Genomic DNA, 20,907 nt, shown 5'->3' with positions numbered 1-20,907 from the left:
CAGGGCAGCGCAGCACCGCCGGCAGCATGATAGCGTAAAAGGTATACTTGAAGGCTTGCCACGCTGCCAGGGCGCTGTCCCTTCACTACCTAGTCCGATGCCCATTCCACGCACCTTCATCATTCCCCTGATCGTCGCCTGTGCGCTGTTCATGGAACAGATGGATTCCACCGTCATCTCGACCTCCCTGCCGGCGCTGGCGCTGGACATGAATGTCGATCCGATTTCGCTCAAGCTGGCGCTGACCTCCTACCTGGTCAGCCTGGCCGTCTTCATTCCCATCTCGGGCTGGATGGCCGACCGCTTCGGCTCGCTCACCATCTTCCGCACCGCCATCTGTGTCTTCATGCTGGGCTCCATCATGTGCGGGGCTTCCTCGACCCTGCCGCAGTTCGTGGCGGCGCGTTTCCTGCAGGGCATCGGCGGCGCCATGATGGTGCCGGTGGGGCGCCTGGTGATCCTGCGCAGCGTGGAAAAGGTCAACCTCGTCAAGGCACTGTCCTACCTGACCATTCCTGCGTTGTTCGGGCCGGTGCTGGGGCCGCCGCTGGGCGGCTTCATCACGACCTACTTCCACTGGCGCTGGATATTCTTCATCAATATCCCGATCAGCATTCTCGGCCTCTACCTGGCCACGCGCTTCATTCCCGACCTCAAGGCCGAACAGGTGGCGCCGCTCGATTTCAAGGGCTTCGTGCTCTCGGCGCTGGGTTGCTCGCTGCTGATGATGGGGCTGGCGACCTCCGGCCGGCACCTGGTCTCGGGCGATGTCTCGCTGGCCTGCGTGGTGGCGGGCGTGCTGTTCCTGGCAGGTTACGTGTGGCATGCGCGTCGTGCCACGGCGCCGCTGATCGACCTGGCGCTGTTGAAGATTCCCACCCTGCGCGCCGGTGTCTTCGGCGGCTCGCTCTATCGTGTAGGGATCGGCGCCATCCCCTTCCTGCTGCCGCTGATGCTGCAACTGGGCTTTGGCTATACGCCTTTCCATTCGGGGTTGTTGACCTGCGCCTCGGCAGCCGGGGCCATGTTCATGAAGACCATCGCCGCCCGCTTCCTGCGCCGCTATGGGTTCCGCCGGGTGCTGCTGGTCAATGGCGCGCTGGGCGTGCTGGGCTTGTGGGCCATCGCCGGCTTCACGCCGCAGACGCCGTATGTGGTGATGATGCTGGTCCTGCTCATCGGCGGCTGCTTCCGCTCGCTGCAGTTCACCAGCCTCAATGCGATTTCCTATGCCGATGTCGACAAGCCGCGGCTGAGCCAGGCTACCAGCATGGCCAGCGTGGCGCAGCAGTTGTCCATCGGCATGGGCGTGGTGCTGGCCGGCTTTGCCCTGCAGATGTCGAACGACCTCCAGGGTCATGCCACCCTGGTGGCCCAGGATTTCTGGCCGGCCTTCCTGGTGGTGGGGGCGGTGGCCTCGCTGGCGCTGCTGATGCTGCGCCAGCTGCCGCATGATGCCGGCGCCGAGATGGCCGGGCAGCAAGAGAACAAGTCGGCCTGACGCGGCCGCCACGACGAGGAGCGCAATGCGTAGCGATCAGCCCTATAAAGCCCTGTGGTTCCCGCTGGGTGCCGTCCTGATCTGGGCCGGCAACACGGTCATCAGCAAGATGTCGGCCAGCGTCATCGCGCCGGAGGATATTTCCTTCTACCGCTGGGTACTGGCGGCGGTGCTGATGTCGCCCTTCCTGGCGCGCTCGACCTGGGCCGCACGCGCGCAGATCCGCCCCCACCTGGGCAAGATCCTGGTGCTGGCGCTGCTGGGCATGGTGCTGTTCCAGAGCCTGGCCTACTTCGCCGCCGCCACTGCTTCGGCCACCAGCATGGGCATCATTGCCTCGCTGATGCCCTTGCTGACGCTGGTGCTGAGCATCAAGCTGCTGTCCGAACCGCCCACCATCGGCACCCTCGCCGGCGGGGTGCTGTCGCTGTTCGGCCTGGCGGTGCTGATCGGGCGCGGTCACCCGCAGAACCTGTTCGAGCAGGGCGTGGTCACCGGGGATCTGCTGATGCTGCTGGCCACCATCGCCTATGGTCTGTATGGCGTGATGCTGCGGCGCTGGGCGCTGCCCCTGCGCACCTGGCAATTGCTGTACATGCAGGTGCTCATGGCGGTGGTGCTGCTGTTCCCGGGCTTCGTGCTGGGGCATCATTCGCCCATCACCCGCGACAACCTGCCCATCCTGCTGTATGCCGGTATCGCCGCGTCCATCCTCTCGCAGTTCCTGTGGATGCGCGGCGTGGCCTACCTGGGCGCCAGCCGCTGTTCCATTTTCGTGAACCTGATGCCGGTGTTCACTGTCATCATTGCGGTAGCGGCACTGGGTGAGCAATTGCATGGCTACCACGCCGTGGGCGGCCTGATCACGCTGACCGGGGTGATCATGGCGCAGGTGTTCAAGCAGCGCCTGCGCTGGCGTGCCGGCTGAGCCACTGTTGCCGCCAGAACCCGGTTGATCCGACAAGAACAGGTAGAGAACAGGACAGAGACATGATCGATCCCACCATGATCGTCAATTGCACGGTCTACAAGAAGGGCAAGAAGCTGCGGGAGATCTCTCTCGATGAAATCAGCGACGTGCTGGAAGAGGAGGGGACCTTCGTCTGGCTGGGCCTGCTCGAACCCAATGTCGAGCTGATGAACAAGATCAAGGAAGAGTTCTGCCTGCACGAACTGGCAGTGGAAGACGCCTACGCCGCCCACCAGCGGCCCAAGATCGAGGAATACGGGGACACCCTCTTCGTGGTCCTGCACACGGCCCAGCTGGCCGGCGGCGAGGTGCAGTTCGGCGAGACCCACATCCTCACCGGCCCGCGCTTCGTGGTCACGGTGCGGCACGGTGCCTCGCGCAGCTATGCCAAGGTACGCGAGCATTGCGAGATGCTGCCCGAGCGCCTGGTGCGCGGTCCCAGCTTCGTGCTCTATTCCATCATGGACTTCGTGGTCGACAACTACCGCCCCATCATGGATGACCTGGAAGCCAAGTTCAGCCAGTACGAGGAACAGCTCTTCAACCCCGGTGCCATCAGCGGCAAGGCCTACCTGCAGGAGCTTTACCAGTTGAAGCGCCAGCTGATCCGCCTGCGCTCGGCGGCCTCGCCGCTGCTGGATGTCTGCACCCAGCTGCTGCGTTTCCATGAAGGGCTGATCACCAAGGACGGCAAGGCCTACTTCCGCGACATCTACGACCACGTGGTGCGCTTCATCGACACTGGCGACCGCCTGCGCGAAATGGTGGAGTCGGCGGTGCAGATCAACCTGGCCCAGGTCACCATCCACCAGAACGAGATCGTGCAGACCCTGGCTGGCTGGGGTGCCATCCTGGCCATTCCCACCATGGTCTTCAGCCTCTATGGCATGAACTTCGCCAACATGCCGGGGCTGTCGTGGCAATGGAGTTTCCCGCTGGTGTTGGGCGGCATCTTCACCGCCTGCTCGCTGCTGTGGCGGCGCCTGCGCAAGGCCGGCTGGCTCTAGGCTGCCGCTCCAGTCCAAGCGGTCTTTTCCTTTCAGATCATAGCGAGGTGGGTGCGACAATTGGTCGCAGCCACCGGCTCGCCTGCGCTTTTATACTCCCGCCTGCCTTGATCGGCGGCACGAAGAGGCAGCGTCAGACACGCATGGCCGGGCCTGGTTCGGCTGGCTCGTGTTTCCAATGCCTGACTTTCTTCTTGCTAAATGCAACACTGTTGCATAAAATGCCGGCCTGACCGCGTGAGCCGGTCACCACGCTCGCGGCAAGGCAGCTCAGCACCCAGCCGCTACACACAAAAAACACAAGGGAAAAGATGAAAATGACCGCACTGCGGGCGGCCGTGCTGGGCGCGCTCGCCATGAGCCAGGCCCACAACCTGGCCTGGGGCGCTGATACCACCACCAACACCACCGCCACCACCGTCAGCGCTGACAGCGGACTGGGGCAGGTCGTGGTGACCGGCACCGGGGAGCGCCAGCAATACCGCCAGAACGCGACCTCCAGCGCCACCCGCAGCGAGACCCCTTTGCAGGAGTTGCCGCAATCGGTCCAGGTGGTGTCGCGCCAGCTGATCGACGACCTGGCCGCCACGCGGCTGGACGACGTGCTGCTTTACGTGAGCGGTGTGGCCAAGCAAAACAATTTCGGCGGTCTGTGGGACAACTATTCCATCCGCGGCTTTTCCGGTAGCGACAATGGTGGCATGAACATCCTCTGGAACGGCTTCGCCTCCAACCGTGGTTATGCGCCGCCGCGCGACATGGCCAACGTCGAGAGCGTGGACTTCCTCAAGGGACCGGCGGCGGCCCTGTACGGCAACAGCGAACCGGGCGGTACCATCAACGTGGTCAGCAAGAAGCCGCAGTTCAAGTCGGCCAATGCGCTGGACCTGTCCATCGGCACCAACAACACCTATCGCAGTGCCGTCGATTCCACTGGCGCCCTCAACAGCGAAGTCGCCTACCGCATCAACGCCGCTCTCGAGCACAAGGGCAGCATGCGCGACGACGTCACCAGCCAGCGCGAATTCCTGGCGCCGGCCTTCACCTGGGTGTTGTCGGACCGTACGATCCTGAACTACGAAGGCGAATTCCTGCGCCAGAAGGCGCCGCTGGATCGCGGCATCGTCGCCGTCAACGGTAATCCTGGCGTGCTGCCGGTCTCGCGCTTCCTGGGCGAGCCGCGCGATGGCGACATCAAGATGGAAAACCGCAACCACCTGCTGACGCTGGAACATCGCCTGGACGACAACTGGCATGTGCGCACCGGCGTGTTCCACAAGGATGGCAGCCTGGATGGCTTCTCCACCGAGGCCTTCGCCCTGCAGGCCGACAACGCCACCCTGCGCCGCCAGCGCCGCTATCGCGACTACAGCTGGCACGACACCTCATTACAGGCCGAACTGGGCGGCAAGCTGCAGACCGGTGGCATCGGCCATGAGGTGCTGGTCGGCACCGAGATCGACTGGCTGACGCTGGACCAGCGCATGCTGCGTATCAATCCCAGCGCCGCTGCGCCCTATGCGGTCAACATCTACGCCCCGGTCTACGGCCAGGCGCAACCAACGCCCCTGCCCAACACCGCTACCAGCGAGCGCCAGATCAGCACCGCGCTCTATCTGCAGGATCAGGTGAGCCTGTCGGATCGCTGGAAATTGCTGGCCGGCGTGCGCGCCGATTCCTTCCGCTCCACCCTGAACAACTGGCGCAGCGGCGCCACCACGCGCCAGGACAAGAGCGCCGTTTCGCCGCGCCTGGGCCTGACCTACCTGATCACGCCCGCCTGGTCGGTCTATGCCAGCGCCAGCAAGTCCTTCCGCCCCAACAGCGGCAGCGACGTGCAGGGCAATGCCTTCAGTCCCGAGACCGCCCGCGCAGCCGAAGCGGGCCTGAAGTTCCAGAGCGAGGACCAGCGCAGCGGCGCCACCCTGGCCGTGTTCGATATCACCAAGCAGAATGTGCTGACCACCGATCCGTCCAATCCTGCGTTCTCGGTGGCGGCCGGCAAAGTGCGCAGCAAGGGCGTGGAACTGGATGCCAATGCCAAGCTCGGGCGCCACTGGCGCCTGACCGGCAACCTGGCCTATACCGACGCCTATGTCGCCAAGGACAACACCCTCACCGTCGGTGCGCGGCTGCTCAACGTGCCGCGCGTGTCGGGCAGCCTGCTGGCAGTGTTCGAGGATGTCGATACGCACGGCGCCCCCTTTGGTGTGGGCGGCGGCGCCAGCTATGTCGGGGCGCGTACGGGCGACCAGGCCGGCAGCTTCCGGTTGCCCGCCTATGCCACGGCGCGGGCGCTGGCCTACTGGCAGTTCACGCCGCGCATGAAGCTCTCGCTGGACGTCAATAATCTTTTCAACAAGCGTTACTACACCAGCTCCTACAACAACCTGTGGATCATGCCGGGTGACGAGCGCAATGCCATGCTGGCGTTGAACGTCCGGTTCTGAGGGCGGCCCTGTGTCCCATGACCTGAAGGCAGTACGCCGCCGGGCCTTGCTGGCGGCCGCCGCCCTGGCCGCTGTCCAGCCCTGGCGCAACGCATTGGCGCACGGCGACGATGCGCCGCATTCGCATGCCGTCACCCGGGCCGATGCCGGCGTGCTGACCGTGGTCGGCCCCTGGGAAATGACCGGCCTCGATCCCTCGCGCTCCGGCTACATGTTCGCCCGCATGGAGGTGGTTGAGACGCTGCTGGAGGTGGACGACAGCGGCCACTTGCGTGCGGGCCTGGCCACTACCTGGCGGGTCAGCGATGACGGTCTGCAATGGCGCATCGCACTGCGCAGCGGGCGGCGCTACCACGACGGTAGCACGCTCACGCCGGCCAGCGTGCTGGCCTGCCTGCAGCGCGCTGCCCAGCGGCCGGGCGTATTGCAGCTGGCGGCGATCGCGGCGATGCAGCTGGAGGGCAGTGACCTGGTCATCACCTTGCGCCAGCCCTTCGGTCCTTTCCCCTATCTGCTGACGCACTACACGACGCAGATCCTGGCCCCGGCCTCCTTCGACGCCCGGGGCAATGTGCAGGCCATCATCGGTAGCGGGCCGTATCGCATTCGCTCCCTGAGCCTGCCGCAGCAATTCGATGTCGAACGCGTGGCCTTGATCGAGTCCGGGCAGGGCAGGCCGATCCAGCGGGCGCGCTACATCAGCGTTTCGCGTGCGGAGACGCGTACCCTATTGGTCCAGAGCGGCCAGGCCGATCTCGCCTTCTCGCTGGACCCGCCCAGCATACGGGCGCTGCAAGACCATCCACGCGCGGCCCTGCTGTCGACCATGCTGCCGCGTACCACCATTCTCAAGCTCAACGCCGGTCATCCCTTCCTGGCCGATGTGCGCGTGCGACGCGCCATCGCGCTGTGCATCGAACGCGAGGGCATCGCCCGCGCCCTGCTGCGCGACCCCGACCTCGGTGCTACGCAACTGTTTCCCCCCGCGCTGGCGCGCTGGCACGATGCCAGCCTGCCGCCCTTGCAGACTGACCTGAAACAGGCCCGCCGCCTGTTGGAGGAGGCCGGCTGGCGCCTCGGTGCGGACGGCGTACGGTGGCGTGAGGGCCAGCGGCTGGCCTTGAATCTGACGACCTTCGTGGATCGTCCCGAACTGCCCCTGATCGCCACCGCCTTGCAGGAAGAGATGCGCCAGATTGGTATTGCCGTGCGGGTGGTGATCGGCAATTCCAGCGATATCCCGGCCGGTCATCGCAGCGGCTTGCTGCAGATGGCGCTGGCGGCGCGCAACTACGGCAATCTCCCCGAACCGGTAGCCAGCCTGCTGCAGGATTTCGGCCCCGAGGGCGGCGACTGGGGCGCCATGGGCTGGCGCAATGCCGAGGTGCCCGCATTGCTGGCGCAACTGGCGGCCGCGCCGGCCGTGCCTGCCGACCGAGACCGAGACCGAGACCGAGACCGCAGCCTGCGCCAGCGCATTACCGCCGTGCTGCAGGAGCAGTTGCCGGTGATCCCGGTGGTCTGGTATCGCCAGACCTGCGCTGTCAGTCGGCGCCTGCGTGGCGCCAGCATCGACCCCTTTGAACGCAGTTACCGGATCTCTTCCCTGCAATGGACCTGAATCGATTATTGAGCGCGGCCACCCGGCGCCGCTTGCTGCTCGCGCTGGGGCAGCGCCTGCTGCAGGCCGCTCTGGTGGCGCTGCTGGTGGGCACGCTGTGTTTCTTCATGACGCGCATGCTGCCCGGCGACATGGCCTACCGCATTGCTGCCGGGCGCTACGGCTATGACATGGTCACCACCGAGGCCGCGCTGGCCGTGCGTGCGGAATTGGGTCTGGACCGGCCCTGGTTCATGGCCCTGAGCGAATGGTGGGGCCGCCTGTTGCATCTGGACCTGGGAATGTCCCAGGTCACTGCCTTGCCGGTGCTGGTGGAGATCGGTCATCAATTGGGCCCGACGCTGCGCCTGTCGCTGCTGGCGATGGCGCTGTCGCTGGCCATCGGCCCCACTGCCGGCGTGCTGGCCGGGCTGCACCCGGGCGGCTGGCTGGACCGTGCCACGCTGGCCGTGTCGGTGGTCCTGCGGGCCTTGCCGTCCTTCCTGCTGGGGCTGTTGCTGGTGCTGCTGTTTTCGGTGCAGCTGGGCGCCTTGCCGGCAGCCGGCCATGGTGATCATGGCGGTATCCTGCTGCCGGCCCTGACGCTGGCGCTGGGCCTGGCGGCGGTGTCCTGCCGCGTGGCGCGTGATGCCATGGTGCAGGTCCGACGTTCCGAATACTTCAGTTTTGCGCTGACCAAAGGTTTGACCTTATCCCAGGCGCTGGCGCGCCATGGCCTGCGCAATGTGGCCGTACCGGTGGTGGCTTACCTGGGCGTGCAACTGGTGATGCTGGTCGAAGGCGTGGTGCTGGTGGAAACCATCTTTGCCTGGCCCGGCATCGGCCACGCGCTGGTGCATGCCATCTTCGGCCGCGACGTGCCGATGATCCAGGGCACTGCCCTGGTGCTGGGCCTGATGTTCGTCCTCTTCAATGCGCTGGTGGATGCCGCCTGCGCCTTCCTTGATCCGCGAGGCCGAGCATGAGCCGCCTTTCTGCTTCCGATGTCCTTGTCGAGCGCGGGGCTACCCGCTGGACCTGCGGCCAGTCCACCGGGCTGCTGCTGTTGCTGGCGGTGGCGCTGCTGGCGCTGGTCGGGCCGATCGCCATCGACATCGACCCTGCGCGCCAGCATCTGGCGCGCTTCCTTGAAGCGCCCAGCCTGGCACAGCCGCTGGGTTACGACCAGCTCGGGCGCAGCATGCTGGCCCGGCTGGCGCATGGCGCCCGGCTATCCTTGTCGCTGGCACTGGTAAGCGTGCTGTCGGCGGCCGTTCCCGGCTTTCTCATCGGTCTGCTGGCGGCCTGGTGCGGCGGCTGGACCGAGCGCGTGCTGGCGGCGCTGGCCGATGCCGTGCTGGCCTTGCCGGGCCTGTTGCTGGTGCTGCTGCTGGCGGCCTTGGCGCCGGGTGGCTTCTGGCCCTTGTACGTGGGCATTTCGCTGGCGCTCTGGGTGGAATATTTCCGCGTGGTGCGTGCCGCATGCCGCGTCCTGCTGGCCAGCCCGCAGGTGGAGGCCTCGCGGCTGCTGGGCTTTGGGCCTGCTTACATTATCCGCCGTCATGTATTGCCGGCTTTGCTGCCGCGTCTGCTGACACTGATGCGCTTCGGCCTGGCCGGCGCGGTGCTGGCGATGTCGGCACTGGGCTTCGTGGGCGTGGGCCTGCAGCCGCCGACGCCGGAACTGGGCGTCATGATGATCGAACTGTTGCCCTATTACCGTGAGGCGCCCTGGCTGGTCGGTGCGCCGGTGCTGGTGCTGTTCATGACCCTGCTGGGTTTGCTGCTGCTGTCGCCGCAGAAGGAGGCCGCATGAACGCGCAGGCGCCGGTGCCGGCGCTGTGCGTGCAAGACCTGGCGGTGCTGCACGGGGAGGATGTGCTGGTCGATGCGACCAGCTTTTCCATCCCGGCCGGTGGCGTGCTGACGTTGCTGGGCGAGAGCGGCTCCGGCAAGTCCTTGCTGGCCCAGGCCATCATGGGGCATTTGCCGGCCAACCTGCGCTGTACCGGGCGCATCAGCATCGATGGCGAATCGGGCGAGGCTGCCGATGTCGCCCCGCGCCAGGCAGGGTGGGGCCGCCGTATCGCGCTGCTGCCCCAGGAACCCTGGCTGGCACTGGACCCGACCATGACCGTGGCGCAGCAGGTGGCCGAGACCTATGAGCTGGTCAGCCTGCCGGCCGTCGATACCCAGAACGACAGTCTGCGGACTGCCCGCAGCAACGCCCGGACGTCGGCGCTGGATGCGCTGGCCAGCCTGGGCCTGCGGGATGCGGCGGACAAATATCCTTTCATGATCTCCGGTGGCATGGCGCAGCGGGTGGCGTTCCTGGCCACGCATGCGGCCGGCGCACCGTTGCTGATCATCGACGAACCCACCAAGGGACTGGATGCCGACCGCCGTGGCGAAGTGCTGGCCCTGCTGCAGGCGGCCCGCAAGGAGGGGATGAGCCTGCTGTGCATCACCCACGACGTCTGGCTGGCGCGAGCGCTGGGCGGACAACTGGCGGTGATGCTGGAGGGGCGCATGGTGGAGCGGGGCGAGGCCGAGGCAGTACTGGCCGCGCCGCAGCACACCTATACCCGGCGCCTGCTGGCGGCAGATCCAGCGTGCTGGCCACTGCCTGCGCCAGTGCAGGCCGCAGCCGGCGAGGTCGGCCGGGTCATTGCCGAGATCAGCGGCGTCAGCAAGGCCTTCGGCGAGCGTGTGTTGTTCAGTGATGTCAGTGCGCGCATCCACGCCGGCGAAATTCTGGCCATCAGCGGGCCCAGTGGTGCGGGCAAGACCAGCTTCGGCAATCTCCTGCTGGGCCTGCTCAAGCCCGATGCGGGAACCGTCACCCGCGCCGCCGGCCTGGCGCCCACGGCGTTCCAGAAGATCTACCAGGACCCGGCGGCGGCCTTTGCGCCCACCGTCAGCCTGCGCCAGTCCCTGCGGGATGTGGTGCGCCTGCACCAGCTGGACTGGAACCGGCTGGAGGCGCTGCTGGCGCGCATGCGGGTCGATACCGGGCTGCTGGATCGCCTGCCGCGCCAGGTATCGGGTGGCGAACTGCAGCGCATTGCATTGGCACGGGTGCTGTTGATGAAACCGACGCTGATCTTTGCCGACGAGCCCACCTCGCGGCTGGACCCGCTGACCCAGCAGGAAGTGATCGGCCTCTTGGTGGAAGAGGCCAGGGCAGCGGGTTGTGCGGTGCTGCTGGTGACGCACGACACCGATATCGTGCGCTGCGTGGCGGACCGGCAGATACGCCTGGGCAGCTGACCCTCAGGCGCGCGCGCCGAACTTGCGGCGCAGCCGCCGCCAGCCGATCACCACGCCACTGCCCGACAAGGCCAGCCCGCCGATGCTCAGCAGGATCAATACCGCCTCGCGCAACCAGCCGGTGGCCAGCATCGGCCCCAGGTCCCAGCTATGCAGCAGGCTGAACAGCCAGCGCCCGATGCGCTGGGCGCGGTCGGCGCTCAATTCCACCAGGCCGCTCTGCAGGTTGAGGTAGACCAGGGTATCACCGGCATCGGCAAACCTCAGTCTGAGTACGGGCAACTGTCGTTGCGCGCCACCCATCATGGCCTCGCTGTCGCGGCGGTAGTAGTAGGCATCGTACTGCTCCATGCGCTCCACCTGCACCAGGGGCGCGTCCATCAGCCGGGCCCCGGCACGTTCCAGCGTGGCGCGAGACCAATGCTGCGCCACCAGCAGGCGTTCCCCCTGCGCATCGGCGGCCAGGACCAGGCGTGTGCCGTCATGGGCGTCGCGGGCCAGCACGAAGGGCTGGCCGGCCAGCGTCAGCCATTCCAGTTCCACCGGACGAAACCCGCTATCGGCCAGACTTTGCAGGATGGCTCCGGTAGGGGCCGCCAGCAGGCCGCCTTGGGCCGGCACCGCTGCATAGCGCGCCAGGTCGGGGCGTTGCGCGGCGGAGAAGATGCCCAGCGGGTTCATCGACATCAGGCCGCTGAAGATCCAGGTCAGGGTGATGGCCGCGAAGCCCAGGCCCAGCAGGTGATGCCAGCGCATCCAGCCGGGCGCGAAGGGTGAGTGCGAGCCGGACTTGTAGGGCCGGCCGAAGCGCCAGCGCCACAGTCCCACCACGATGCCGCTGCAGGCCACCAGCACGCAGCCGGCCGAGAGCGCGATCACGGTCCAGGTCCAGACCGGATCGACCGGTTGATTCTTGAAGACATACAGCCAGTGCAGCCAGGCGCCGACATAGTTCCAGCCGCGTTGCAGGCGGGTCGCCTGCATCACCACTTCGCCGCTATGCGAGGAGACGTAGACCAGGGTGTGGGCGGCATCGTCCAGCAAGATCTGGTGCAGTGGCCGATGCGCGTCCAGCGACCGGGCATGGGTCCAGCGGTCTTCGTGCAACTGGCCCAGGTAATGGGCCTCGGCGCCCGGACGGAACAGGCGTGCCGAGCGCAGCGCGGCATCGCGATCGAATTGCGCTTGGGCTGTGCCGGAAGCCGCATCCAGCGACAGCAGGCTGCCATCCTTCTGGCGCAGCAGATAGCGCGGCTGGCCGCTGGCGGCGTTGAGCACCAGTGCGCCGGCACGCGCCTGCGGCGGTGGGCCCGGCAGCTTGCTGCCGGCTTCCAGAGCCGGGAGGGCTGCCAGCCTGTCCCAGGGCGTGAGCTTGGGATAGCCGACGAACAGCATCACCACGCCGCTGGCGAACCACAGGGCCATCAGCAGGCAGCCTGCCACGCCGCACCAGCGGTGGGTCAGGTAGGTCCAGCGGCGCAGGCGCGCCGGCCAGGAAGTCGCCGCCATCGATCAGAAGCGGTGGTTCACGCTCAACTGCAACTCGCGTCCCGGTCCGTACAGCCATTGGGTATTGGTGTAGTAGGCGGTGGTGAAGTAGTGCTTGTCGAACACGTTGTTGGCACGCAGGGTCAGGGTGGTGGCTTGCGTGGCCTTCCAGCGCAGGGCCAGGTCGGTAGTGGTGTAGGCCGGCAGCTTGAGGGTGTTGGCATTGTCGGCATAGCGCGCGCCCACGTACTGCAGGCCGCCACTGGCAGTCCAGGCGGGCAGGAAGTCCCAGCTCAGCCACAGATTGGCCAGTCGTTCCGGCACGTTGGTGGGGACATTGCCGCTGCGCGAAACAGCCACGCCGGCCACCGCTTCGGCGAAGTCGTCGAAGCGCGCCCGCAGCACGGTGGCGTTGGCGTCCAGCTTGACGGTATCGGCCAGGGCCAGCGACAGGCTGGCTTCGACGCCCCGCGAGGATTGCTGGCCGACCTGGATGCTCTGGCTGGCATTGGCCGGATCGCGGGTGACCAGGTTGTTCTTGCGGATGTCATAGAGGGCCAGGGTCCATTGGCCACGCTTGTTCCAGAACACCTGCTTGACGCCCACTTCCACCTGGCGACCGGTGGACAGGGCGAAGCGGCTGTTGGACTGCGTCAGCATGAGCAGGCCCGACACCGGTGCGGCGGCCTTGGTGTACTGGCCATAGACGGACAGGTCCGGCGTGATGGCATACACCGAGCCCAGGCGCCAGCCGAGGTTGGAGTAGCTCTGGCTGAAGTCGTTGGCGCTGTTGATCAAATCGCTGCGGGAGACGTCGGCGTGGTCGAAGCGCAAGCCGGCCAGCACGCTCAGGCGTTCGGTCAGGTCCAGCTTGTCCTCGGAGAAGACCGAATACTGCGAGGCACTGTTGCGATAGCGTGGCCGGAAGGCGGGGACGCCGGTACCGCTGGCGTAGCCGCCGGGGTCGAAGTCATAGGGATTGACGCTGCTGAAGTTGCCCACATAGGTGTTGTTGGTGTGGGTGAAGCTGCTGGAATTGATGTCGAAGCCGACCGAGACCTGGTTGCTCAGGCCCAGCAGGTGGCCCTTGAAGGTGGCGTCGGTGGTGTTGCCGGTCTGCGACTGGTCATGCCGGATCTGGGTCGCGCCGCTGCGGTCGACCAGCCCGGAGGCCGGGTTGTAGACGTAGGATTCGGCGTTGCGCCAGTTGCGGTCGCTGTTGATCTGGTAGAAGCGGGTGCGCACGGTGGTGTCGGCATTGGGTGTCCATTGTGCTTCCAGTTGTGCCCAGCGGTCCTTGTAGTCGATGTTGCCGTCACCGACATTGAAGTTCTTTTCGCGCAGCGCATCGACCTGCTGGCCATTGATCAGCGGCGTGCCGAAATAGGCCATGGGACGCTGGTGGCCCTGGGCGTAGCTCAGTTGCACGAACAGGTCGGGATTGACGTCCAGCCGCAGCGCACCGGAGAAACTGAGGTTGTTGGAATAGCCGCGATCCACCCAGCCATCGGAGCGGTCACCGCTGATATCCACGCGGTAGGACAGCATGTCGTTGATGGCGCCACCACTGCCCAGGCCGAGGCGCTGCGTGTTGTGGCTGCCGATGGTGGCTTCGACCTCGTTTTCGATCTTGCCGCGTGTGGGCTTCTTCGGCACCACGTTGACCACGCCGCCGATGGCGCCATCACCATAGATCACTGAAGCCGGTCCGCGCAGCACTTCGATGCGTTCCACGCTCCAGGTGTCGAAGGGGAAGCTCACGCCGACGCCGCCGTACTGGCGCACGCCGTCGTACAGGCGCATGACCGAGGTGGTATCGGTAAAGCCGCGTGCCGACAGCGAACTGCCGCTGTTGCCCGGGTGCGCCAGGCTGCTGTAGCCGGGGGCGCGGGTGATGGCATCGACGATGCTGGCGTCGCCGCGTTCTTCCAGCTGACGACGGTCGATCACGCTGACGCTGGCCGGAATCTGCAGGGGCGTGAGGTCGAGGTTGGAACCGGTGCTCACCGGATTCTGCAAGGGCGCGGTGCTGCTGGCGCTCACCGAGATGGTGGGCAGGGTGGGCTCGTCCGGTTCGGTGCGGATCTGGGCCTGTACGCTGGCGGCCAGGCACAGCAAGGGCAGGGCGCGCGGGCCGCAGCTCAGCGTGCGGCGCAGAGCCCGCTGGAGGTGGGTCTGGGTCAATCGCAGATGGGTGCCGCCCCGGTATGGTGTTTTCATGGTCGTTGTGGTGTGGACGGGCTTGCCGAAGCAGGGCCGCCGGGATTGAGGAAATCGCGTCGCGGCCGATTCTAAAGCGCCTGGGGCGGCAGCGGCAGCGGCGAGGTCAGGCCGGAAATTTCATGCAGCAGGCGTGGAAGCCGCGCCGGCAGTGGCATTGCGGGCGATCATGAGGGTCTTTGGAAGGATGGCGGTGCGACAATTAGCCGCAGCCTGGGCGCAACGGGTGCTAGCGTGCGGAGGTCTCTGTGGCGCTGGCCGGGCTGGATTCGCCGTTGCCCAGCAAGAGCGTGGTCCATCGTCCCTGGGCGGACGAGGCGCCTTCGGGCAGTACCATGTAGGACAGGCTTTTCAGCCCGCAATACTGTTCCAGATATTCGCGTGCGTGGGCCATGCGGGCGCGCAGCTGTGGAATGTTGTCTCGGCTATCCGCTTGTACGGGGAGGAATTCGAACATCACTTCCGGATGCAGGAACTGGGTGAGGTGCTGGATGACCATGTCGGCGTCCGGCTGCTCGGCGCTGAACTCGTGGTGCGCAGGCAGTTCTTCCTCGCGCAATTGATAGCGGATCAGGCAGCGCATGCTTCACCTCAATCCCGGATAGTCCGAGACCACGGCCAGCCGCGGATACTCATGCTGGATGGCGCGGTCGCGCCCCTGCTCCTTGGCCCGATAGAGGGCAGCATCGGCGCTGTCGATCAGTTCGCGCGCGTCGACCTGGGCACCCTTGCCGCTGGCCAGGCTGGCCGCGCCGACGCTGATGGTGACGTGGCCTACCGGGCTGCCTTCGTGCGGGATGCCCAGCGCGCGCACCGCCTGCACCAGGCGGCTGGCGATGGCAGTGGCACTGGCGGCATTGCAGTTGGGCAGGATCAGGGCGAATTCCTCGCCGCCATAGCGCGCCACGATGTCGCCCTGGCGGCGCGCCACGCCATTGAGAGCGGCGGCTACCTGCTTGAGGCAGATGTCGCCGGCGGCATGGCCGTAGGTATCGTTGTAGCGCTTGAAATGGTCCACATCCACCATGATCAGCGAGAGCGATTCGCCAGAGCGGTTCAGGCGCGCCAGTTCGGCCGTGAGCGCGGCATCGAAGTAGCGGCGGTTGAAGACATCGGTCAGGCCATCCTTCTGCGACTGCGCTTCCAGCGTGCGGTACAGCCGTTCCAGTTCGGTGCGGGCGGTGATGGCTTCCAGTTCGGCGGTCTCGCGGCCGGCCACCTGTGCCACCAGCCGGTTGCCGCCGTAGCCGATGACGACCAGCAGCATCAGCACCGCGATACCGCGTATCCAGACCCGCCGCGTCCAGTCTTCCAGGATGTCGTCCTTGGCCAGCGCCACCGCCACGAACAGTGGGTACAGGCTGCAGTGCTGGAAACTGGTGAGGCGCACGATATCGTCGCGCGGCGAGCGCATCTCGAAGGAGCCCTGGTCGGCCTTGCTCAGGTATTGCTGCTGCAACACCGACTTGGTGATGTCCAGGCCGATGGAATAACTCAGCAGCGGCTGGCGATAGATCACCGTGCCTTCGTTCAGGCCGAACAGGATGGCGCCGTCGCGCCCGATGGCGAACTGTTCGTAGTAGCGCTGGAAATGGGAGAGGTCAATGTCGGCCACCACCACGCCGGCGAAGCTGCCATCGGGATGATTGATGCGCCGGCTCATGGTGACTACCCACTGGCCGCTAACGCGGCTGCGCATGGGCTTGCCCAGATAGGCCTGGTTGGTACGCAGTCGCTGGTGGTGCAGGAAGTAGTCGTCCTGGACATAGCGGTGCTCCAGGGTTCCCTGGGAGGTGCCGATGGCCAGCCCGGTTTCGTCGTAGACCATCAGCATGGCCAGTTGCGGCACCGCCGCCACCGAGGTGACCATGAATTCGTGTGTGCGCTGGCGACCGGCCGTCGCCGTACCATCGAATTCGAGGTGCTCCTGCACCGCCAGCAGTACCACGTCGACTTCCTTGAAGGTCTGGTCGGCCTGCTGGGTCATGGCCAGTGCCATGTTGGAGGCATTGCGGGTGGCTTCGTCCAGCGCCACCTCATAGGCGCGCCAGGCAGACCAGGCTTCCAGCAGCAGGATGATCAGGCAGACCACGACCACGAACAGCTTGGCTGTCCTCGATGCGCGCTGGATTGTGTGTTCTGGCATGTCGCTTTCCCCGGAAACGGCCTTTCCCCGGCGCCATTGTTGTCAAATCCGGCTGGATCGTCCATCGGGGAATACCTGAACTTGTGAGGAGATTAACAGATTCCTCCTTCTCAAGGGCAGAGCTTGCCGGTCGGTAAGCGCCGCCGCCGGGGGGCAGCGGCTTGCCGGCAGGCATTTCTTGCTGCTGGAACGCATCTCACGACTATTTATGAGATGAGCTCTAGTCGTAACGGCGGCTGAACAGGATGTTCAGGCCGTTGATGGTGCCGGCGCGGGCCACCAGCGACCAGCGCCGCGAGATCTGCCAGGTCGCCTTGGCCACGCTGGCCGCGCCTTGCAGGCTCTGTTCATAGCCCAGCGTGATCTTCTGGGTGATGGCCTTGCCCAGGTTCACCACCTGGTCGTCGGTCAGGCCGGATTCGCTGGAGCCGATGCTGAACTGGTCCAGCCCGATATCCTTTGCGATGCGCTTGCCCCCCATGTTGCCCACCAGCGCCAGCGCCTGACTGCTGGCGGTACGCTGGCCGATGTTGGAACTGTCGGTGCCGTGGCCGAACATCATCCAGGACAGTTTTTCGTCGTCCGGCACATTCGGTTCCGACACCAGCTGCACCCGTGGCTGGTTGGCGTTGCCGGTCACCGATACCCCCGCCTCGACATCCTGGTTGCGACGCATGGCCAGGATGTTGATGTTGGGATTGGTGATCGGTCCCTGGAAGTTGATGATGCCCCGCTCGATATTGAGCTTGGTGCCAAAGGCTTCGTAGCTGCCCTCGGCCACGTTGATGGTGCCGCTGGCGCGCAGCGGTGAGAGCGGCTCGCTGCGCACCATCATGTCGCCGCGCAGGCGCAGATCGGCGCCGCTGCCGCGGAAGCGGAAATCGTTGCCCAGGTCGACCGCCAGGTTGATGACCGGGGCGAAGCGGCTGGCCGGCTTTTCGGTGGCGGCTTCCAGCTTTTCCTGCGAGGAGGCGGCCGCGCCGACACGGTTCTTCCCGCTGCGGCTGACGATGACCACATCGTCACCCAGCCGCGGGGCGCTGCTCTTGGGCAGGTCGAACAGGGCGCGGTCCACCGTGAACTTGCCATCCACCCGCAACTGCTCGTTGACGTTGCCGAGGGTGCCCTGGCCGGAGAGCATCAGTTGCCGGTCAGGGCTGGCGAACAGTTCCAGGTGATCGGCGGTGACCGTGGCGTTGAGGTCGGGATTGTCGGTGCCCAGCTGGATCTTGCCACCGGCGCGCAGGGTGCCGCGCCCGCCATGGAATTCGATCTGGCGCAGCTCGATCACGTTGCTGTCCATGACGATGCGCACGATGCCGTCCTTGAGCTGGATGCCCTGGTCGAATTCGGTCACCGCCAGGTCGTCGCCATTGACCGCGCCCGACAGCCGGGGTTGGCCCAGGGTGCCGGCGGCCTTGAGGTCGGCCGCAAGCTTGCCGTTGAGGCTGAGCTGCGGACCGATCAGGTCGCCCACCCGTTTCAGTTGCGGCACGTCCAGGCGCGCCTGCAGGTTCAGCGGGGAGGCAGCGTCCAGTGCCAGCAAGGCATCGATGCGCCGCAGCCCGATCTCGCCACCCAGGCTCAGCGTCCCGATGCGGGCGGCATCGACACGTCCGTCCAGACGCATCTGCTCGCCCTGGAAGTCGCTGCGCAGCCGTAGTTCGGACAGGCCCAGCGTGGCCTCACCGGTGCTGGTGGTGACCCTGACGTCGCCTGATCGGCGGGCGATCTGCAGGTAACCGCTGGCGCGCTCGGCCAGGGTGAAATCCCAGTCGCTGTCCAGCACCAGGTCGGTCTTGACCGGGGCGGGCGTACCGGTGAATTGCTGCACCAGTTCCAGTACGCGGCCCACGTCCAGCGCCCGCACCTGGCCGGCCGACGCCAGCCGGCCCTGCTGGTAGGACAGGCGTTTGAGTTCGATGGCCGTGCGGTCGATCTCGATGCGGGTGCTGCCGGCCTCGATGCCGTCGGCCGAGACATCCAGCGCCAGCGGACTGCCCAGAGCGATGCGCGGGAAGCCCTGGTTGCTGAACTGGTCGAGGCTGCCGGCCCAGCCATAGTGACCCCTGGTCTTTTCGGTGACCTGGCCATGGGCGCCCACGGCCAGGTCCAGCGTCTGCTGCTGCAGCTTGCCCTTGGCCTGCAGGGCCAGTGTGTGCCTGGCGTAGGTGCCATCGAGCTTGATCGCCAGGCGTGACAGTTCGGCCTGCGGGCCGCGGTAGCCCTCACCCTCCAGCGTGAGCGCCAGGCGGTTGTCGGGCGAGGCCACGCCAGCGGCCAGGTGGCTGTGCAGCTCGCTCTGGCCGGCCAGGTGATGCAGCTGGTGCGGGCCGAATTGCAATTGCTCGGCCTGGAAGCTGGCCACCAGGTCGGGGCGCTGGCGCGTGCCGCTCACGGTGCCGTCCAGGCGCAACAGGCCCGACAGCCCATAGCCCAGGCGCGCCAGTTGCGGCGCGTCGACCTTGAGCCTGAGCTTGTCGCCGGCGGCGCCGAAGCTGCCGTCCAGGTCCAGGGTATTGCCGGCCACCTGCAGATTGACCTTGGAGGGCAAGAGCCGCATGCCGGCCAGCTGGAGATCCCCCCGGCCGCTCATGGGCAGGTCGCCGTAGCGGCTATCGTGGATACGGAAACCGAGTTTGACCTTCAATTCCGGCGAGAGGGCACCGGCCGTGTCGAAGTCCATGTTGATGCGGGCCGGCACCGGTTGCGAGGGGGCCGGGCGACTGGTGCGATGCCCCTTGCTGGCCGGTGGCGGCGTGACCGCCTGCAGGACGGACGTGGGATCGAAGTCCAGCAGCCGGCCCTTGAAGGCGTAATCCATCGCGCCTGCGGTCTGCAGGGTACCGCTGGTTTCCAGGCGCGATCTGCCCGCGCTCAGCGACGCCTCGCGCACCTGCACCTGGTCGGCGCCGATGACGCTGTCCACGTGCAGCTTCAGGGTGCTGTCCTGCAGGGTCAGCAGGAGCTGTTGTGCATCGGGCGCCAGCGTCACGTCCACCGGGCCGGACAGCCGGGTCGGACGCACCTGGCGATGAATCTGGCTGAGGTCCAGTTCGCTCACGCGCAGCTTGAACTGGCCGGCCATGGGCGTTTCCTTGCCGGGCTCCGCGCTGCCGGGGCGGAACTGGCCGCCCCCCTCGATGCGGGCATTGCGCGGCAGGCGGATGTCCAGCCGGGACAGGCTCTGCTGCTGCAGGTCCAGTTGCACATCGGCGCTGGCCGAGAGCAGGGGCAGCAGTTGCTGGTCCAGGCTGCCGGCGCGGGCATTGCTGATGTCCACCCGGCCGGCCACCTGCAGCGGGGCGCCGGCAGGCAGCCCGGCCGGTGGTGCAAGGTCGGCGCGCAGGTTCAGGTCGGCCGCCGGTGCGGCGGCGTTGAAGGCTTGCGGATTGAGGTGCTGCAGATCGACCCGGGCCCGCTTGAGCGGTATCGTGGCGAAGGGCGTGGCGACGATGTCGGCATTGCCCTTGAGCTGGTCGCCCCCGGCGGTCAGGGCGATACCCAGTTCCTCCAGCGAGCCGGACAGTTGGGCCGCCAGCTGGTATTGCTCCTTGAACCCGGCCTGCTGGTAGGCGCCCGTCAGCTCCAGTCCGCCGCCGATGGCGAAGGGACGCTGGCCGTTCAGATGCAACAGGGCGGTGGCCTGGCCGTATGGGGTGCCGAGATGGTCCAGCACCAGGGTGTGTTGCACACCATCGGAGTTGCCGTGCAGTTTGAGGTCCGACAGTTCGGTGGTGGAGCTGCCCTGCGTCAGACTGAGGTGGCCCAGGCTGATCTCGCCGATGTCCAGTGCCAGTGGCAGCGCCAGCGACGTCGGCAGGGTCGTCGGTTCGGAGGGTGAAGGCTGCTGGCTCAATTGCACCTTGCCCACGCGCAGGTAGGCGATGCTGAACTTGCGCTGCAGCGCGGACAGGTGCCAGCGGGCGTCGATGCTGTCGATATCGAGGATGCGCTTGTCATCCTGGTAATGCAGCGCGCGCAGGCGCAGGCCATCGGCCACGGTGCCGCCCAGCAACTGGCCGGACAGCTTGCCATCCAGTACCTTGACGGCGCCGTTCCACAGCAGGCGCGCGCCGTTTTCGGTCTTCAGGGCGTACAGCGTGGTGCCGGCCGTCGCCAGCAGCAGCACGGCGAGCGTGCCGCCACTCCAGGCGGCGAAGCGGCCGAGGCGGCGCCGCGCGCGGCGCGGCGGCGGTGCGGACGGGGGCGTCTGCGGTGCGGGGGACTGGTCGCTCATGCGTGCTTGTCGTTC

Annotated in this window: 13 protein-coding genes; 8 read left to right on the top strand and 5 right to left on the bottom strand. The window is 66.5% G+C overall.

The window, feature by feature from the left end; genetic code table 11:
- The first annotated feature begins 97 nt into the window (after positions 1–97).
- The 8 genes from VE092_RS01415 (at position 98) to VE092_RS01380 (ending at position 10,798) form a co-directional block, all read left to right on the top strand.
- Entirely contained in the window at positions 98–1,501 is a 1,404-nt protein-coding gene (locus VE092_RS01415) for an MFS transporter (protein WP_324873085.1), read from the top strand.
- Positions 1,502–1,526: 25 nt separating this feature from the next.
- On the top strand, positions 1,527–2,429 hold the full coding sequence (locus VE092_RS01410) for a DMT family transporter (RefSeq protein WP_324873083.1): 903 nt from the start codon (positions 1,527–1,529) through the stop codon (positions 2,427–2,429).
- A gap of 62 nt (positions 2,430–2,491) precedes the next feature.
- The gene (locus VE092_RS01405; protein WP_324873081.1) at positions 2,492–3,478 is read left to right on the top strand and encodes a magnesium and cobalt transport protein CorA; all 987 of its coding nucleotides are present in this window, start codon (positions 2,492–2,494) and stop codon (positions 3,476–3,478) included.
- 317 nt (positions 3,479–3,795) lie between these two features.
- Positions 3,796–5,928 (top strand): TonB-dependent siderophore receptor, encoded by a 2,133-nt coding sequence (locus VE092_RS01400; protein WP_414653384.1) that lies wholly within the window; start codon positions 3,796–3,798, stop codon positions 5,926–5,928.
- Between the two features lie 10 nt (positions 5,929–5,938).
- The gene (locus tag VE092_RS01395) at positions 5,939–7,549 is read left to right on the top strand and encodes an ABC transporter substrate-binding protein (protein WP_324873077.1); all 1,611 of its coding nucleotides are present in this window, start codon (positions 5,939–5,941) and stop codon (positions 7,547–7,549) included.
- Positions 7,540–8,514: an ABC transporter permease gene (locus VE092_RS01390; RefSeq protein ID WP_182994379.1), complete on the top strand. Its 975-nt coding sequence runs from the start codon at positions 7,540–7,542 to the stop codon at positions 8,512–8,514. Before VE092_RS01395 ends, VE092_RS01390 begins: the two co-directional genes overlap by 10 nt.
- Entirely contained in the window at positions 8,511–9,344 is an 834-nt protein-coding gene (locus VE092_RS01385; RefSeq protein ID WP_324873073.1) for an ABC transporter permease, read from the top strand. Before VE092_RS01390 ends, VE092_RS01385 begins: the two co-directional genes overlap by 4 nt.
- Positions 9,341–10,798 (top strand): ABC transporter ATP-binding protein, encoded by a 1,458-nt coding sequence (locus VE092_RS01380; protein WP_324873071.1) that lies wholly within the window; start codon positions 9,341–9,343, stop codon positions 10,796–10,798. Before VE092_RS01385 ends, VE092_RS01380 begins: the two co-directional genes overlap by 4 nt.
- A gap of 3 nt (positions 10,799–10,801) precedes the next feature.
- Here VE092_RS01380 and VE092_RS01375 read toward each other — a convergent pair whose 3' ends face one another.
- From VE092_RS01375 to VE092_RS01355, 5 genes are all read right to left on the bottom strand, one after another.
- Positions 10,802–12,307 (bottom strand): PepSY domain-containing protein, encoded by a 1,506-nt coding sequence (locus VE092_RS01375; RefSeq protein ID WP_324873069.1) that lies wholly within the window; start codon positions 12,305–12,307, stop codon positions 10,802–10,804.
- Positions 12,308–12,310: 3 nt separating this feature from the next.
- Entirely contained in the window at positions 12,311–14,506 is a 2,196-nt protein-coding gene (locus tag VE092_RS01370) for a TonB-dependent receptor (protein ID WP_324873067.1), read from the bottom strand.
- Positions 14,507–14,735: 229 nt separating this feature from the next.
- On the bottom strand, positions 14,736–15,089 hold the full coding sequence (locus VE092_RS01365) for a hypothetical protein (RefSeq protein WP_324873065.1): 354 nt from the start codon (positions 15,087–15,089) through the stop codon (positions 14,736–14,738).
- Between the two features lie 3 nt (positions 15,090–15,092).
- Entirely contained in the window at positions 15,093–16,652 is a 1,560-nt protein-coding gene (locus VE092_RS01360) for a sensor domain-containing diguanylate cyclase (RefSeq protein WP_324873063.1), read from the bottom strand.
- A gap of 220 nt (positions 16,653–16,872) precedes the next feature.
- A complete protein-coding gene (locus VE092_RS01355) occupies positions 16,873–20,892 on the bottom strand; it encodes a translocation/assembly module TamB domain-containing protein (RefSeq protein WP_324873061.1) in 4,020 nt (1,339 codons plus the stop codon).
- Positions 20,893–20,907 lie beyond the last annotated feature (15 nt).

Origin of the sequence: Herbaspirillum sp. (assembly GCF_035644555.1) — a bacterium.
GTDB lineage: Bacteria > Pseudomonadota > Gammaproteobacteria > Burkholderiales > Burkholderiaceae_D > Herbaspirillum.
This window is presented reverse-complemented; position numbering and strand designations above follow the sequence as displayed.